17 protein-coding genes are annotated in these 14,496 nt (G+C 34.6%); 1 reads left to right on the top strand and 16 read right to left on the bottom strand.

All coding sequences use genetic code 11. From position 1 onward, the window contains the following. Nucleotides 1–133 precede the first annotated feature (133 nt). From bsdcttw_RS07555 to bsdcttw_RS07490, 14 genes are all read right to left on the bottom strand, one after another. Entirely contained in the window at nt 134–1,483 is a 1,350-nt protein-coding gene (locus tag bsdcttw_RS07555) for a sigma-54-dependent transcriptional regulator (RefSeq protein WP_330602398.1), read from the bottom strand. A gap of 25 nt (nt 1,484–1,508) precedes the next feature. Then, on the bottom strand, nt 1,509–2,627 hold the full coding sequence (locus bsdcttw_RS07550) for a sensor histidine kinase (RefSeq protein WP_330602397.1): 1,119 nt from the start codon (nt 2,625–2,627) through the stop codon (nt 1,509–1,511). Between the two features lie 230 nt (nt 2,628–2,857). Next, entirely contained in the window at nt 2,858–3,544 is a 687-nt protein-coding gene (locus bsdcttw_RS07545) for a response regulator transcription factor (RefSeq protein WP_185258769.1), read from the bottom strand. A 96-nt stretch (nt 3,545–3,640) separates the two neighbouring features. Further along, complete coding sequence (locus tag bsdcttw_RS07540) at nt 3,641–4,306, bottom strand: hypothetical protein (RefSeq protein ID WP_185258768.1); 666 nt, start codon at nt 4,304–4,306, stop codon at nt 3,641–3,643. A 19-nt stretch (nt 4,307–4,325) separates the two neighbouring features. Further along, nucleotides 4,326–4,697: a hypothetical protein gene (locus bsdcttw_RS07535; protein ID WP_185258767.1), complete on the bottom strand. Its 372-nt coding sequence runs from the start codon at nt 4,695–4,697 to the stop codon at nt 4,326–4,328. Beyond that, complete coding sequence (locus bsdcttw_RS07530; RefSeq protein WP_185258766.1) at nt 4,690–4,998, bottom strand: hypothetical protein; 309 nt, start codon at nt 4,996–4,998, stop codon at nt 4,690–4,692. Before bsdcttw_RS07530 ends, bsdcttw_RS07535 begins: the two co-directional genes overlap by 8 nt. A gap of 16 nt (nt 4,999–5,014) precedes the next feature. After that, complete coding sequence (locus bsdcttw_RS07525) at nt 5,015–5,491, bottom strand: cytochrome b/b6 domain-containing protein (protein WP_185258765.1); 477 nt, start codon at nt 5,489–5,491, stop codon at nt 5,015–5,017. A gap of 17 nt (nt 5,492–5,508) precedes the next feature. Further along, on the bottom strand, nt 5,509–6,159 hold the full coding sequence (locus bsdcttw_RS07520; protein WP_185258764.1) for a zinc ribbon domain-containing protein: 651 nt from the start codon (nt 6,157–6,159) through the stop codon (nt 5,509–5,511). A gap of 32 nt (nt 6,160–6,191) precedes the next feature. Continuing rightward, entirely contained in the window at nt 6,192–7,301 is a 1,110-nt protein-coding gene (locus bsdcttw_RS07515) for a hypothetical protein (RefSeq protein ID WP_185258763.1), read from the bottom strand. Nucleotides 7,302–7,421: 120 nt separating this feature from the next. Next, nucleotides 7,422–9,071 carry a multicopper oxidase family protein gene (locus bsdcttw_RS07510; protein ID WP_185258762.1) on the bottom strand — a complete coding sequence of 550 codons (1,650 nt, stop codon included), beginning with the start codon at nt 9,069–9,071 and terminating at the stop codon, nt 7,422–7,424. Between the two features lie 279 nt (nt 9,072–9,350). Then, the gene (locus bsdcttw_RS07505) at nt 9,351–9,629 is read right to left on the bottom strand and encodes a hypothetical protein (RefSeq protein ID WP_185258761.1); all 279 of its coding nucleotides are present in this window, start codon (nt 9,627–9,629) and stop codon (nt 9,351–9,353) included. A gap of 158 nt (nt 9,630–9,787) precedes the next feature. Next, nucleotides 9,788–9,940, bottom strand: a complete 153-nt coding sequence (locus bsdcttw_RS07500) for a hypothetical protein (protein WP_185258760.1) — start codon at nt 9,938–9,940, stop codon at nt 9,788–9,790. 170 nt (nt 9,941–10,110) lie between these two features. After that, complete coding sequence (locus bsdcttw_RS07495) at nt 10,111–10,443, bottom strand: hypothetical protein (RefSeq protein WP_185258759.1); 333 nt, start codon at nt 10,441–10,443, stop codon at nt 10,111–10,113. A 16-nt stretch (nt 10,444–10,459) separates the two neighbouring features. Further along, the gene (locus bsdcttw_RS07490) at nt 10,460–11,602 is read right to left on the bottom strand and encodes a ParM/StbA family protein (protein WP_185258758.1); all 1,143 of its coding nucleotides are present in this window, start codon (nt 11,600–11,602) and stop codon (nt 10,460–10,462) included. 320 nt (nt 11,603–11,922) lie between these two features. Here bsdcttw_RS07490 and bsdcttw_RS07485 point away from each other — a divergent pair, with 320 nt between their 5' ends. After that, complete coding sequence (locus bsdcttw_RS07485) at nt 11,923–12,177, top strand: zinc ribbon domain-containing protein (RefSeq protein ID WP_185258757.1); 255 nt, start codon at nt 11,923–11,925, stop codon at nt 12,175–12,177. Between the two features lie 409 nt (nt 12,178–12,586). Here the strand turns inward: bsdcttw_RS07485 and bsdcttw_RS07480 are convergent, their stop codons facing one another. Further along, a complete protein-coding gene (locus bsdcttw_RS07480; RefSeq protein WP_185258756.1) occupies nt 12,587–12,958 on the bottom strand; it encodes a four-helix bundle copper-binding protein in 372 nt (123 codons plus the stop codon). A gap of 223 nt (nt 12,959–13,181) precedes the next feature. Continuing rightward, nucleotides 13,182–14,216: a cell wall-binding repeat-containing protein gene (locus bsdcttw_RS07475; protein ID WP_185258755.1), complete on the bottom strand. Its 1,035-nt coding sequence runs from the start codon at nt 14,214–14,216 to the stop codon at nt 13,182–13,184. Nucleotides 14,217–14,496 lie beyond the last annotated feature (280 nt).

The following is a 14,496-nucleotide window of genomic DNA, read 5'->3' as shown; positions in this document are numbered from 1 at the left end:
CATGCCAACAAGACTAGTTTGAAAATATGGTAGGTAAAACAGTATTAAATCTTGTATCATCAATCAAAAGCACTAGTATAGAAAGGGTGTATTGTCCAAATCCATACACATCATTGTTGAAAATTGAACATCTCTATTTAAGATTAAATTTTTCTATTCGATAGATTAAAGCATGTCTGGATAATCCCAATAACTTAGCTGCGTTAGTTTGATTACCTTTAGCTATCATCAACGCCTGCCTTACAAAACTTTCTTCCACTTTCTCTAAATTAATACCTTCTTCCGGTAAGATAAAGTCTTCTTTTTTTCCAGAAAACACTTCTTTTAATATCTCTTTGGGTAACAGAGACGGTTCAATTACCGGATCAGGAGACAGAATGACCAACCGTTCAACTAGATTCTCTAATTCCCTTATATTGCCGGGGAAGTCATAATTTCTTAATAAATCAAGAGTCTCCTTTTCCATAGTTAATTTAGTTCGATTTACTTCTTTGCTGTATTTATCCAAAAAATAGTCAACCAGTTGAGGAATATCTTCTTTTCTTTCTCTTAAAGGCGGTAAATAAACGGGTATGACTTTTAGCCTGTATAAAAGGTCTTCTCTGAAGTCTCCTTTCTCTACCATTTGTTCTAAATCCCGGTTAGTTGCTGCAATAATTCTAACATCGGACTTGATTACCTCTGAGCCTCCTACTCGTTCAAATTCTTTTTCCTGAAGCACCCTTAATATCTTAACCTGAAGGGGAAGGCTGAGTTCACCGATTTCATCTAGGAATAGGGTACCGCCCTGGGCCCTGTCAAACCTACCGGCTTTTCTGGCATTAGCTCCCGTAAATGCTCCCTTTTCGTAACCAAATAATTCGCTTTCAATCAAGGTTTCAGGAATTGCACCGCAGTTTACTGTAATAAAAGGCTTACTGCTTCTACTGCTTTTATTATGTATAGAAGCAGCAATCCCTTCTTTTCCGGTACCGCTCTCTCCAATAATCAGAACAGAGGCATTTGTATTTGCTACTTTATTTACTAGATCAAACACATCCTGTATCTTTTTACTGTTTCCGATTATCTTACCGTTAAAAATCTGTTTAGCAGTTTCTTTTAAATAATCAATTTCTTTATTCAGTTTATCTATATTCAGCGCTTTAAAAATAGAAAGCTTCAAATCATTGATATCAAAAGGTTTTGAAATATAATCTGCCGCCCCAAGCTTCATTGCCTCCACCGCTGCATCTGTACTGCCATGGGCAGTTATCATAATAACGGGCAGCTTGGGGGTAATAGTCTTGATTCGTTTTAGCACTTCCATCCCGTCAATTTTAGGCATCCGGTAATCCAATATCACCAGGTCCGGTTCTTCATCCAAAAACAGATGAAAAGCTTCTTCTCCGTCACTAGCTTCTATTATGTCAAAATTTTCTTCTCTGAGGTTTTTTCCCAAAATCCATCTCATATTCTTTTCATCGTCCGCTATGAGAATTTTCATATACATCCTCCCTTTTGGGGTATATTTACTTAACGAATTTTACCCTTACATTTGTACCGACTCCTTCTTCGCTATCCACGTCAATGGAGGCGGAATGATGCAGTAAAATCTGTTTGGTTATAGTAAGTCCGATTCCGTTTCCTTCAACCTGATTCCTGCTTTTATCCCCCCGGTATAACCGCTCGAATATAAAGGGCAGATCTTGCTTGTTTATACCGATTCCATTATCCTTAACACTCAAATAAATAAAGTCTTTATCAGAAGTCAGATTTATTGCAACCGTTCCCCCGCTATTTGTAAATTTAAAAGCATTGGATAAAATATTATAAAACACCTGCCGCAATTTATCTTCATCCCCAAGTATGAAATACTTTTGTTTTGGCTTGATCTGCAGGGATACCGCAATATTATTGCGTTTTGAATGCATTGAGAAAATATCTGTTAATTTTACTATTAATTCTTCCAGATCTACTCTTTGCATATGCAGTTCCACATTGGTTTCTTCCAGTTCTTTTAAAGCATCCAAGTTATTTAAAAGCCTGCCAAAGCGTATGACTTCATCGTTTAAATTAATAAGCCGATCTGTCGTAACTGGAAATACTCCGTCAATCATAGCTTCCAGATTGTTCTGGAAAATATTCAACGGAGTACGTATTTCATGGGATACATCAGAAACCAGACGTTTTCTCAGCTCATCCTGATATTTTAATTTTTCTCCCAGTATATTGATACTTTTAATTAGATTATCAATTTCTAATACATTGCTTTTCATGACTGCTTTCGAAGTATATTTTCCCTCCGTCAGGTCAACGGAAGTTTCTGATACTGCCTTAATTGGGTTAGAGAATTGTTTAGAAAAGTAAATACTGATTAAGGAAGCAAAAGCAATAGCTACCACAACGCTTACAGCTATACTCCGGTTTATGGACAGTTTAAAATTAATATCCTGTTCCGACACCAGTACCGGTTCATATTGGCCTATAATCACATAACCTACAGCTTTCCCCTGATAAGTAATGTCAAAAGTAGCAGTCCGGTATTCGTTTCCTGCATTCTTACCACTCATATTCAATATTTCTTCCGGATTCATAGCCCAAATCACATTTTTATCTTTGTCCAACAATGTCAGGCAATAATTGCTCATATATCCTTCATGCTGTATTTCTTTACCCGAATCCGCGGTCCAGTTTAAATCTCTTTTATATACTTCCTCAAAATAGCTGACAATCCTTTCGTTTCGCATTTCTTGATTATCAGAAATGTATTTATTAAAAGTATTGTTTATAGCTAAATTTACAAATATTGCAGAGAATAACAATGTTAACATGGTACATGAAATTAAAATAAAAGTTAAACGTCTCCGAATGGAATGCATCAGGTGCCACCTCCAAACTTATACCCAGCTTTCTTTACCGTTAATATATATTTAGGATTTCTTGTGTCTTCTTCTATTTTTTTACGTATATTTTTGATATGGACATCAATTGTCCTATCAGAGCCTTCATAGCTGATATCAAAGACCTGTTCAATCAACTGTTCTCGGTTAACAACACGCCCCTTATTCTTCACTATGGTATACAATATATCAAATTCATTTGGTGTCAATGAAATCTCTTTTCCAGCTAATCTAACAACTCTCTTGTCGTAATCTATCGTCAGAAGTCCGTCCTCTGAAGTATAGAGGGAAGACTGTAAAGTTTCAAATCTACGGAATAGTGCATTCACACGAGCAGTCAATTCTCTGGGACTGCAAGGCTTTGTCAGATATTCATCTGCTCCTGCATTTAACCCTTCAATTTTATCATGCAACGTAACCTTAGCCGTCAGCATAAATATATGGACATCCGATACACGCCGGAGAATTTTGCATACTTCTTCTCCGTCTATATCCGGTAATAAAAGATCTAATATAACAAGCTTGAAATTCATTTTCTGGAACAGCTCGATTCCTTCCAACCCTCTTGTGGTACAGTATACCTTGTACCCCTCTTTTTCCAGATATGCTTTTATTACATCAGAGACCTTAATTTCATCTTCAATTACTAAAATATCATTCGTCATTTCTTACCTCTCGTAAAAACAATTTTAAATATCGCCATGGCTCATTATTCTCATAATCCCATGGCGATATTTATTTTACTCTATTGGTCAGCGTAATTACATCATAGGCATACTACTACTGCTAGAATTATTATTCATATTATTACTGTTATTAGTGTTATTACTGTTACTATTCATATTATTACTGTTACCCATATTGTTCATGCTACTGTTGTTATTCATAGCGCTGGAGTTATTTTGCATACCATTCATGGAATTATTATTCATCTGATTTTGTAACTGATAAATCTGCTGTTGGATATTGTTCAATTGCTGTTGGATGGAGTATAAATCATTACTGCCATTCATAGTTCCCTGTGAATTTGTCATGCCCTGCATACTTGACTGCCCGTACATACTTCCCTGCATATTCATAGATGCCATATTATTCTGTGTATTCATATAGTTATAGCCCATTGTATTTCCTGTTTTCGGTAAAGCGGTAAGAATTGCCGCACTAATAATAATGCCTATAAACGAAAATACTGCCAGTTTTATAAATCCATTGTTCTTCATGGTAAATCCTCCTATAATATCTTTATTTTTTATACTTTGAAGCTTTAAATTATATTTTTCTTTTAATTTATCCGAGTTTTCTTTTATTTTATCTTTCTTATTCATGATTGCATTGATTCCTGCCCAGACAGCCAATCCTGACCCCAGAAAAAGTACCACTAATAAGAAGAATGTATATAGTTTCCCAATGGAACCTAAGATGTCCATAATAACCTCCATCAGTCTTTTATTTAATCCATACAATAGCTAATATGATTGCCCCACAGATAAGAAGCGGCAGCAATGCAAAAATAATTATGGTAGTTATAATTCCCATAGTCTGCACTGCAGAGTTTTTGTCTTCATGATGTTGGCTGGTATTAGCTGTTTGCGCTGTAGTTCCAGAAGCCTGGCTGTTATTTTCAGAATCTGAGGAACCAACCAAATCATAAATCGTAATATTCTCAAGATGAATACTGGCCATGTTAGCCATACTTTCAGTCATCATGGACGCCTTTTTCTCCTGAGGGGATAAGTACAGGGAAATTAGGGTTATTACCGTAAAGCTTAAGAATATTACTGTTAATCGCCAGAAATTTAACTTCTTTTTGTCAAACATGTTTCTCCTCACTATTTCTTTTTCTTAAGAGAAACCCGGCTATTATACTGAGCACCACTGCAAGTGGGAATACAGCAATGGACCAAATCAGGATCATCTTCAGTAAACCGTTTCCTTCAATCCCCATCATAACTCCCATAGCTGAATTTTCCATAGCCCCCATCATTCCGGTCATATATTTCATAACTTCGCTTTCGGAAGGCCCTGGTTTTAAGAATGATATTACAGTTGCCGCTGCAAGGTAGAAGAAAAAACTTGCAAGAAACCAGACAAATATTTTAAACCATGGTTTTTGTAACATAACTCTCCTCCTGACCTTATTTAATATCCTGCTTAACTTTATTTTTTGGCCATATCAGAATGTGCGTTTTTTTGAAAATATGCCATATGATACTGATAAGGGATAAATAGGATATATTTTCATGAATTAAAAGAGCAAATGCCACTGCTTTTTCATTGAACTCCATACATATCCAGATAAGGACTCCGCTTAAGATAAGAAGCAGTGTTATTATAAAGTTAAAAAGCTGATAACCGCTTCTTCCGATAATATTCCAAGGCTGAGGCCGGTTATCCTTTTTAATTTTTCGTATAATTTCATGTATGACTGCAATAAATGTGATTAGTACAAAGGCTGATGCACTGAATCTGTGTACCGTGTCCGCCATGGTAAAGTTGAAATTTAAGATCCATCCAAACTTTGCACCTATCATAGCAAAACCGCTGATGGCAAGTAAGGCCCATATGATTGCATATAACCAATGCATCACCAAGTCAAATCTCACATTTTTCATAAGTGCACCTCATTCCTTTACACTGTTGTATTGTCAAAAGCCTTATCACTTCCACAATAAGGACAGCATTTCCAATCATTCTTTAATTTCTCTTTGCATTCCGGACAATCTTTTGTTATAGCATCAGGTGATTCTTCTGTTTTTATACTGCCTTTATTTAAAGAGTTTTCTTTTAGATACATGATTACCCCATAAGCAAGAGCTATGATAAAAATTAAAATCAGAGCTTTCATTAAAAACAGAAATAACGTGGTAAGACTAAAAGATATATTAGAGAATGCATAAGGAGAATTGTTTTTGAAAAAGGATAAGGCAAAAATCAAAACTACTACTGCACCAGTTATGATAAGCGCATTTCGGATTATACTATCCTCTTTTATCCATGAAAAACGGTTAACCTGTCCGTTACCGGTTTGCTTTGTAACAGTTCGGAAAATCCATATCAGAACTCCTAATAACAAGCCTATTATTACTAACTTTATAAGCAGACCTATTATATTTTCCAATGTATTGCCAAGGGAATATCCTGCACTCACCATAGAGCCATCTTCCATAGAGCTGCCTCCCGCTCCAAACATAATGTTGAAAGCGAAGCCAAAAGCCAATACTCCGATAAGTATGACGGCAATTGTTTTTATTAAAGGATCTTTTTTAATTGTTTCCCACACTTTTTATCACTCCTTCCAATTACTATATCGTATCATACCGGATTATCCATTGTTGTCTTCTGACCACCTGATTTAAAAAGTTTTACAATGCTTCCGATCAAGGTGATAATAAAAATTACAACAAAAGCAATTAATACTATTGTGATAATATTAGTTATATTCAAACCAGAAGAAGGCATGTTCATAGTCCCTGTATTATTCTGGCTCTGCTGTAACTCACTATATGCCTTCTGAGCTAAAGTACCAAGATCAACTGATTGGGATAACAAATCATCATTCAGCTTATTCAGAGCTACTACTCCCTGAGCTATGGTATAAATACTGTCATGAAGCTTGGCCATTCTCTGTGAATCATATACGAGGCCATTGGCATCAACATAAGGATTGATATTAATTAAATCCACAGCTTCATTGATATAAGATAGTGCTTCCTGTAATTTGTTTTTGTTTTGTACGGTTTTATAGTATTGATTCATATAAAATTCCGTTTTACTACTGGTATCAACACCAGCCTTTTCAATCTGCCCGGTAATATCATCCTGAAGTTGGTTTAAAAGCTGCATACCAACCGATACTTTATATAATCCTACATGTAGTTGCTGCATCTTATCTGCATCATAGGTCTGCCCCATACTTTGCATTTGTGATGACTGTTGACCTGAAACACTGCCATTATATATATTTATTGTTGTTTTATCCTGGGAATTACTTGAATTCGTATTGTCATTTTGCATATTTCCCATAGAATTACCATTCATGGATGAATTCTTATCCGCATCTGTAGCATAAGGATCTAACGTCATCTTATTTAATGCGGCAGAAATCGTTTCATAAGCCTGTGATAACGCTTCTTTGCTCTTCATTATCTGGTTGGTTTGGCTAATTTTATATGCATTTTCTGCATTTGACTGAGAATTAGACTGAGTATTATTTTGTGTGTTTGCAGTTTCGTCTTTCGTACCAGAATCTGTTGTGTTAGTTTTGCCTGTATCTGTTGACGTCTTGTTAGATGCCATATTCATTCCAGGCATACCATCTGCATTTTTAATAATGTTAAATCCCAGATAACCAACGCCTCCTAAAATAATGATGATTAAGAAAAAAACTACCAGGCCGCTTAAAAAGCTTCCCTTCTTTTTCATTGTAAAACCTCCTTATAATATAATGTTCGACAATATATTATAATTTCCATATGTAGTTTATATAAAGAAAGTTTCCTTTTTCATTTATTTTGTAGAATTTTGAATAAAACATTTTTTACATTACTCAGGCTTGTTAGCCTGGTTATTCGGATCCGGAATATAGCTTGATTTATAATCTGAATAAATGACTTTCTGCATCATTCCTGCCGCCGCATGATGAAGCTCATGACAGTGGTAAATCCAGTTACCAGGATTATCAGCTTTAAATGCTATCACATATTTCTCTCCAGGTTTTATTAAAAGAGTGTCCTTCATGATAGGTGCTCCCATATAGGGGGTATCATTTTTTGATAACACCTGAAAGAAATGGCCATGTAGATGTATAGGATGATCTACCTTCCCTTTATTTTCATATATGATTTTTACAGTGTCACCGGTTTTTACAGTGATTGGAGAAAGTTCTTGATAGGTCTTCCCATTTATAGTGTATATTAAAGTACCGTCCTTTGAATCAGCATTTAATTCAATATTTTCATCAATATCATATCTTTGATTCATAGTAAATTCACCGGTTGAATAAGTTCCATAATTCATGAAATCAAAATACGGTAATTCCTTTTCACTATCCTCTTCTGCCAGTATGCCATTGCCTCCTGATACCTTTACAGGTATTTTCAATTGTTCATTATATAAATTGTCATCATGGAAATCTATAATGAAATCTTCATCTGTATTTACTGTAAATTCAATATCATATCTCTCACCGGGAGCGATAAGAATAATCTGATCTTTTATCTCCTCAGCTCCTTTAATGTCCTGACCATCTAAACTGACCACCTTAAAATTCTGTCCCGGAATATGTATACCATGTGAACGGTATCCAGCATTAATGAAACGTAATCTTACAGTATCCCCTTTCTTGACTGCAAGTGGCTCTATCAAATCACCTGATTTACCATTAACTGTATATATATTATACAGTTCCTTCATCATCTGCTCTTCTTGTAGCTCCAAATCTTTGCTATCCATATCTCCATTACTCTGTGATGAAGTATCCATCTCATTTCCCATACCCTGCATATCCGAGCTTTCTGAGGACATGGTCATCTCTCCCTCACCGTTTTCTGCCCACTCATCAAGTATTAAAGTATAATCTTCATCAGCTTCTAATTTATCTTTCGGCAATACAACAAGGGCTCCGTACAGCCCCTTATCAACCTGCTTTGAGCTTTCCTGATGCGAATGGTACCAGTAAGTTCCCGGCACATCGGCTTTAAATTCATAAGTATAGCTCTGTCCTGGTAATATAGCATCCTGTGTAAAGCCTGGAACTCCATCCATATCCGAAGTTACCGGATATCCATGCCAATGGATAGTTATGGGTACGTCCAACTGGTTTGTTACATGAACCTTAACATAATCACCCTCGGTTACCCTGATTTCTGTGCCCGGGATAGTACCTCCGTAAGTCCAGACAGGCAATGTTACACCCGGTGCAATTTGAGTTTGTGTTTCCTTTGCAATAAGATTAAAATCCTTGACATTTTGTTCTTCTTGGGGTTCTTCCGTATCCACAGTCTGTTCTTCTTTTTTTATTGTCTGGGATTCCTCCTTGTCAGAAACTGTTTCAGTTACCTCTGTTTCTTCCTGGGCTTCAGCTAAATTTTTATTATTTTGTAATTCCATGCTTCTATTATGATTCCAGGTTATAGCAGATAAGACTACAACAATAAATGCAAGGATCGATAAAATCCCTATTGCTTTATTCATAATTAAGTCCCCCTTTCATACAATCTTCCTTCTTATAAATTTATAAGCTCCAATAGGAGCTAACCTAAGTTTGTATTTTCATACTCACCTGGTTCGCCCCTGTTAAAGTCGGTATTTGGGTATTCCTTAGTGCATACCCATACTTTTCTGGTTGTTATTCATATTGTCCATCATGCCCATACCTGAACTATTACTTGGCATGCCCATATTTCCCTGCATGTATGTGCTATTGCCACTATTATTCATTGAAATTTGCATACCATTTTGATGTTACCTCTCTTAATCCAACTTTTCTGATTCTGCACAGTAAGGGCAAACTTTCCACTCATTCTCTAATGTCTTACCACATACACTGCAGGTCTTTTTCTCTCTTGCTACCGGAACAAAAACACTTTTAAATGCCGCTATATCCTGCGCATTGAAAATAAAATTCTTTGCTACAATAACTAACCCAATTATTAAGGATAATATAAAGACAACAACCAACAGCTTAATGAAAAAAACTAATCCTACGGATATGAAACCTAATCCGCTCCCAAGACTTCCGCTTGAATACATACTATTTCCTCCTTTATAGTGTAATTATGTTACAAGGGGTTTACAAATATTAATTTCTATCCCTTACCAATAGATATAGCAATAAGTATGCCAAAACGGAATCTTTAGCGTATTCTTCATTTTTCAAACTTAAAGTCATTTTTTTAAATTAATATGTACTAAAAATTACAGCTGGCTGTAGAATTTTGAACAGTTATAAAATAGACACCCGAAGGTGTCTTATTCATTTCATTGAGACCGATTCCTCCAAGAAACACCATAATAACCATCACAGCAGACAAACCTATCAATATTTTCTTTCGAAATCCCATTCAGATAACTTCCTGTTCGTATTATGGTCTTATTTACCATATGAATCATTAGTTTATAATAATATGAGTATGTGTAACTTATATGTAGATTAAAATTATGTTTATTTGTACCTAATAAAAAAAGGACAGTCTTAGAAACTACAAAGTTCCGAAGACTGTCCTTAAATTTTTTATATACTTAACATTTTTTTCTTTTCCTTTTTTTCTATTTTATCCTCTTTAAATACGGCACTGTTTGAATCCTGCCAATTATACAGTTTGTCCAGGAAGTCGTCCTGTATTTCTACCTTTTTGTCACTTAACTTTAACGGGTCACTCTGTACGTGGTTTTCGTTCATGGTTTTGTTTTGATAGTTCCCAGTCATGATATGGTTATGAACCAGCCCTATTAATTCATCAGAAAGTTGGTTCCTGCTTTCCATGACTTCAAACCATTCCGTAATCTCCTTTGATGTTTCGGAAGGAAGACTTATCGAAAATATATGTTTTGGTATATTGTACATAGAAAAATCATCCTTTCTAAATTCGGGTGGCCGCCGTATAATCCAAAGCGGATTCTTCCTGTAAATCGTTCTTTAATCGGTTTGCATTTTTCCAGGCACCGATTGCATTGAGCATTATGGCATTTTCGCTAAATATCATAGGAATTCTATTTAGGTTCTTCTTAACCACTTCTTTAAATAACAGGGAACCTCCTCCGCATAAAATGATAAGTCCGATGTCCGGAAGCTGTATACCCGCCGCCGCAGCTTTGGAAGTAAATTCATCGACCAACTGTCTGGCTTCATAATCAATATATTCTTTGCAGATATTATGTAAATTAGGGATTTCTTCTCCGTAAATAAGAAGTTTCTCTCTCCTGGTGATAGCATTATCAAGCTTATGTCTTGGTACGGTTACTTTGTAATCAGTTTTAATATAATCTATAATTCTGTTTAACGGATCAATGGTTCCCTTATCAATACCAAAAAAGGTCCGCAGCTCAAAATTATGGACAACTGTAACATCCGAAGTCAATGCACCGATATCAAAACCGAGAATGGTACGCTCCGAATAATTGTTTTCATATTCTGCCAATAGGTTCCCATCATCGTCATACATAATGGCATTCATAGCGCATAAACCTTCCGGCTGCGTATTAACACCCAGGATTTCAAATTCAACTTCCACTCCGTTAAAAACAGGATTTAAAAATCTTACGCGGTGAGTACCTTTCAGCTTTTCTTCCAATACTGTAACATTTTCTTTCTGATTTTTAAAGTACTCTTCCGTAGGCAGCATGGTACCTAAAATAACTTTTTCTTTGATAATCCTAACATTGGGTTTTAATAAAGACAAGGCGATTGAGGTTAATAATACAATCATAGTTTCAGAATCGTTAGCTTTACCATTATGACGGTCGGCAACTGAACGTTCCTTTAATATGCCCCTGTTAAAATTATAAGCCATACCTCCAACAAAATATTTACCAAAATTCTGATTATTACTAATCACTTCAACTTCAAGCAAATTTAAAGGAAACCTGGTATCTTCATTTACAATCCTTCTTTCATGCCATGGTGCCAGAATGTTCATGATAAATAATTCTCTTTTTGTTGGACCGATGATTTTAAAGGCATCATTTCCCATATCCGCACCGACAGTTAAAATATTGTTCTTCATGTATATCCCCCTTGTACCGTTAAGTATAGTATATGCATGGGAAATACTCTTATATTTCATATCACGAAAAGCGTAATTTCCCTATATCAACCCGGTTAATGTATTACGATAACCGATCTTTATGTAGAATTATTATATCTTGTCTATCTTACAAATTCAAGATTTATTTTACATATATTGTAATTTATAAAGCTAGTTTTAATTTTTTTCAATACAGCTAATTTCCAACAAAATCACGTATAACCTGCTATTTTTCGCTTTTGACAAGAACATATAATATCGTGTATTATTTGGTATATGAATATAGGGGGTGTAATCATATGAACTATGAGAAAGATAACAAGATTGTTTTAATAAGTGCCTGCAAAAACTGCGGGCAGAATTTAGAATATGATTGGAATATCTGTCCTTACTGTAAAACTCCGGTTGTCTCCATTGTATGCAACTACTGCGGACAAGAAATAAAAACCAATTGGAATTACTGTCCTCATTGTAAAAATAAAGTTAAAGCAGAAATAAAAGATAAATTACGCATTGATGAGTTCAATGCATGGTTAAGGGCAGTTTTAAAATAAAACTGCACTCTTTCTAACATAACGAATATGAAATCCATTGTGAATTAAAATTGATACCTGCGTTATGCTTTAAATTATCCAATTAAAAATTAAAATAGTTATGATAATTAATATTACATTCCTTATGGGTATATACCCCCGTCTTATTATTCAAACAATAGCTATGTTTCAAAGTATGTAACTAAATGGGCAAGAAAGAATTATAGGAGACTTGTAAAGGAATTATACAACGGGTATCTCAAGTTACCGATACGGCATTTTACGAATCCTTATTTATACCAATTCATCCTTATTCACCATAGCTTCATTATATAATTTTTCAATACTAAAAAAACGAACATTTAGCTAAATTAACTACTAAATGTTCGTATTTTAATCTAACACTTACCTTTAAAATTAGATTGATTTTTTACATGTTAACCATGTTTTTACATTCACTAGCACATTGCCTGCATGTATCTGAACATGTTGGGCAATGATTATCTTGAAACATACTGCAATCATCTGCACATTGCTCACAGATTGTAGCACATACATTGCAGATTTCCTGTATATTCTGACTTCCTCTTGACATATAGCAGGCTGTTATTGAGCAAATTTCTGAACAATCCTGTAATGACTTAATACAACTTAGTCTAGCTTTTACATCATCCTCTTGTAAACACATTGTAAGACATTCCTGACATATCTGAGCACATTTTACACAAGCATCAATACAAGTTTGATGAGGATTTCCATTCTGCATAAGTGATACCGGCATTTTTTCCATAGTTGCAAACATAGTTATGACCTCCTAGTAAAAATAATCATTTTTGTTACAAATTTATTATCCACCCTCATCATAAATTTATACGCTTACATTCCTATTCTTCTTATTATTTCAGTATTAGAAGTTATTTAAGTGAGTAAGTAATAATTTATAATCTGGAAAAAAATTTGCCGGAGATGCTATTGATTCAGAATTAATTATCGTAAATTAAAACTTGACAAATTATATTAAAAGTTCAGCTCATTCCATGCATATGAGCTGTATCGATGGATAGTGCTTTTTCAATTTCAATCTGGGTCTGAAATGAAATATCATTTTCACAACCAATAATCCAGCCATGCATAAAAGGCGGCTGCGGTTCAGCCTGAGATATTGGCTTAACTGATTCTATATAATTACGGATAACACTAGGTAGTCTGTTTTTATCTATTATGAGGATAGGGCTATGCTTTCCTAAATGAGCAAACAGCGCACCTGATACGCTATTAAATGGATTTTCGATAGCGGTAAAGGTAAAAGCGTGCCCGTTTCGATTGGTTTTTCCCCAACCAAATTTACCATCAGGGCTTTTATATTTAGAAAAATTTACAGATACATCATATGGATCATTACCTGTAATTCGCTCAAGATAATTTATATTCAATCCGGTTAGTTCTTTTTCTACCTGTTCTGAAATATCATCTGTATTGCCAAACAAAAATACATTGGCGTGATTTGCATTTACAATAACATTAATTGTCTCATACGGCAGTTGATTCTTTTCCGTAAATAGAATAGGTACACCCATATGTGCAGCCCAAGCACAGGCTGATAGCCCGTTAAGATAATTTTGAGAAGATAAAATAATTATATTATCCAGGTTGTCAAGAAATCTTGCTACATTAGCTGCTGTTTCATAGATATTTGCTCCAGATATTATCTTTACAGCAAACCCTAATGATATTAGATACTGCCCAATAGCTTCAGATATACCGCCTATTAAAAATATTTGAATCCCATTTACCCCTTGTGGATTTAATTTATAAATTTGATTTAAGGTATTTATATCGATATAATCGGTATGGGAAAATAAAATAGGAGCATTGTAAGGAAAGTGAATTACAGATGTTGAAATTATTGCATCATGTATTATTTCTCCATTCGTAATTATGATAGAATCTGGCGATTTGTCTGCATAAACGACATCAGATATTGCAACAGCATTTTGAAAGTGATTACCTCCACATATGCGTGTTGTATTTAAAGTATTTACATTTTTACCAATATACATATAAATCCCTCATTGCATTATTTATATATATTTATGAATGATCATTTTATTAATTCACGTTTTATATTTCAAATTTGCTGTTATATAAGAAAGTACAAATCTTTTATAGTTTTTCTCCTTACATATTGAAAACTACTGTAATAATACCAATTATGAATCAGATTAATCCCGTAGCAACAGCAAATTCAAGTATGCTAATACCTATTTTTTAGTAGTTATACATTTCTGCTCATCAAAAAAGAACACATATTTACAGAATATAGTAAACATATGTTCCAAT

Origin of the sequence: Anaerocolumna chitinilytica, from assembly GCF_014218355.1 — a bacterium.
Classification (GTDB): domain Bacteria; phylum Bacillota; class Clostridia; order Lachnospirales; family Lachnospiraceae; genus Anaerocolumna; species Anaerocolumna chitinilytica.
Note: the sequence above shows the minus strand (reverse complement) of the source record. Positions and strands in the feature narration are given on the sequence as shown.

Bases quoted from the DNA above. Each gene is read 5' to 3' on its own strand.
- bsdcttw_RS07555 (WP_330602398.1), bottom strand. From the start codon at position 1,483: ATGAAAATTCTCATAGCGGACGATGAAAAGAATATGAGATGGATTTTG.
- bsdcttw_RS07550 (WP_330602397.1), bottom strand. From the start codon at position 2,627: ATGAGCAATTATTGCCTGACATTGTTGGACAAAGATAAAAATGTGATT.
- bsdcttw_RS07545 (WP_185258769.1), bottom strand. From the start codon at position 3,544: ATGACGAATGATATTTTAGTAATTGAAGATGAAATTAAGGTCTCTGAT.
- bsdcttw_RS07540 (WP_185258768.1), bottom strand. From the start codon at position 4,306: ATGGACATCTTAGGTTCCATTGGGAAACTATATACATTCTTCTTATTA.
- bsdcttw_RS07535 (WP_185258767.1), bottom strand. From the start codon at position 4,697: ATGTTTGACAAAAAGAAGTTAAATTTCTGGCGATTAACAGTAATATTC.
- bsdcttw_RS07530 (WP_185258766.1), bottom strand. From the start codon at position 4,998: ATGTTACAAAAACCATGGTTTAAAATATTTGTCTGGTTTCTTGCAAGT.
- bsdcttw_RS07525 (WP_185258765.1), bottom strand. From the start codon at position 5,491: ATGAAAAATGTGAGATTTGACTTGGTGATGCATTGGTTATATGCAATC.
- bsdcttw_RS07515 (WP_185258763.1), bottom strand. From the start codon at position 7,301: ATGAAAAAGAAGGGAAGCTTTTTAAGCGGCCTGGTAGTTTTTTTCTTA.
- bsdcttw_RS07510 (WP_185258762.1), bottom strand. From the start codon at position 9,071: ATGAATAAAGCAATAGGGATTTTATCGATCCTTGCATTTATTGTTGTA.
- bsdcttw_RS07505 (WP_185258761.1), bottom strand. From the start codon at position 9,629: ATGTATTCAAGCGGAAGTCTTGGGAGCGGATTAGGTTTCATATCCGTA.
- bsdcttw_RS07500 (WP_185258760.1), bottom strand. From the start codon at position 9,940: ATGGGATTTCGAAAGAAAATATTGATAGGTTTGTCTGCTGTGATGGTT.
- bsdcttw_RS07495 (WP_185258759.1), bottom strand. From the start codon at position 10,443: ATGTACAATATACCAAAACATATATTTTCGATAAGTCTTCCTTCCGAA.
- bsdcttw_RS07490 (WP_185258758.1), bottom strand. From the start codon at position 11,602: ATGAAGAACAATATTTTAACTGTCGGTGCGGATATGGGAAATGATGCC.
- bsdcttw_RS07485 (WP_185258757.1), top strand. From the start codon at position 11,923: ATGAACTATGAGAAAGATAACAAGATTGTTTTAATAAGTGCCTGCAAA.
- bsdcttw_RS07480 (WP_185258756.1), bottom strand. From the start codon at position 12,958: ATGTTTGCAACTATGGAAAAAATGCCGGTATCACTTATGCAGAATGGA.
- bsdcttw_RS07475 (WP_185258755.1), bottom strand. From the start codon at position 14,216: ATGTATATTGGTAAAAATGTAAATACTTTAAATACAACACGCATATGT.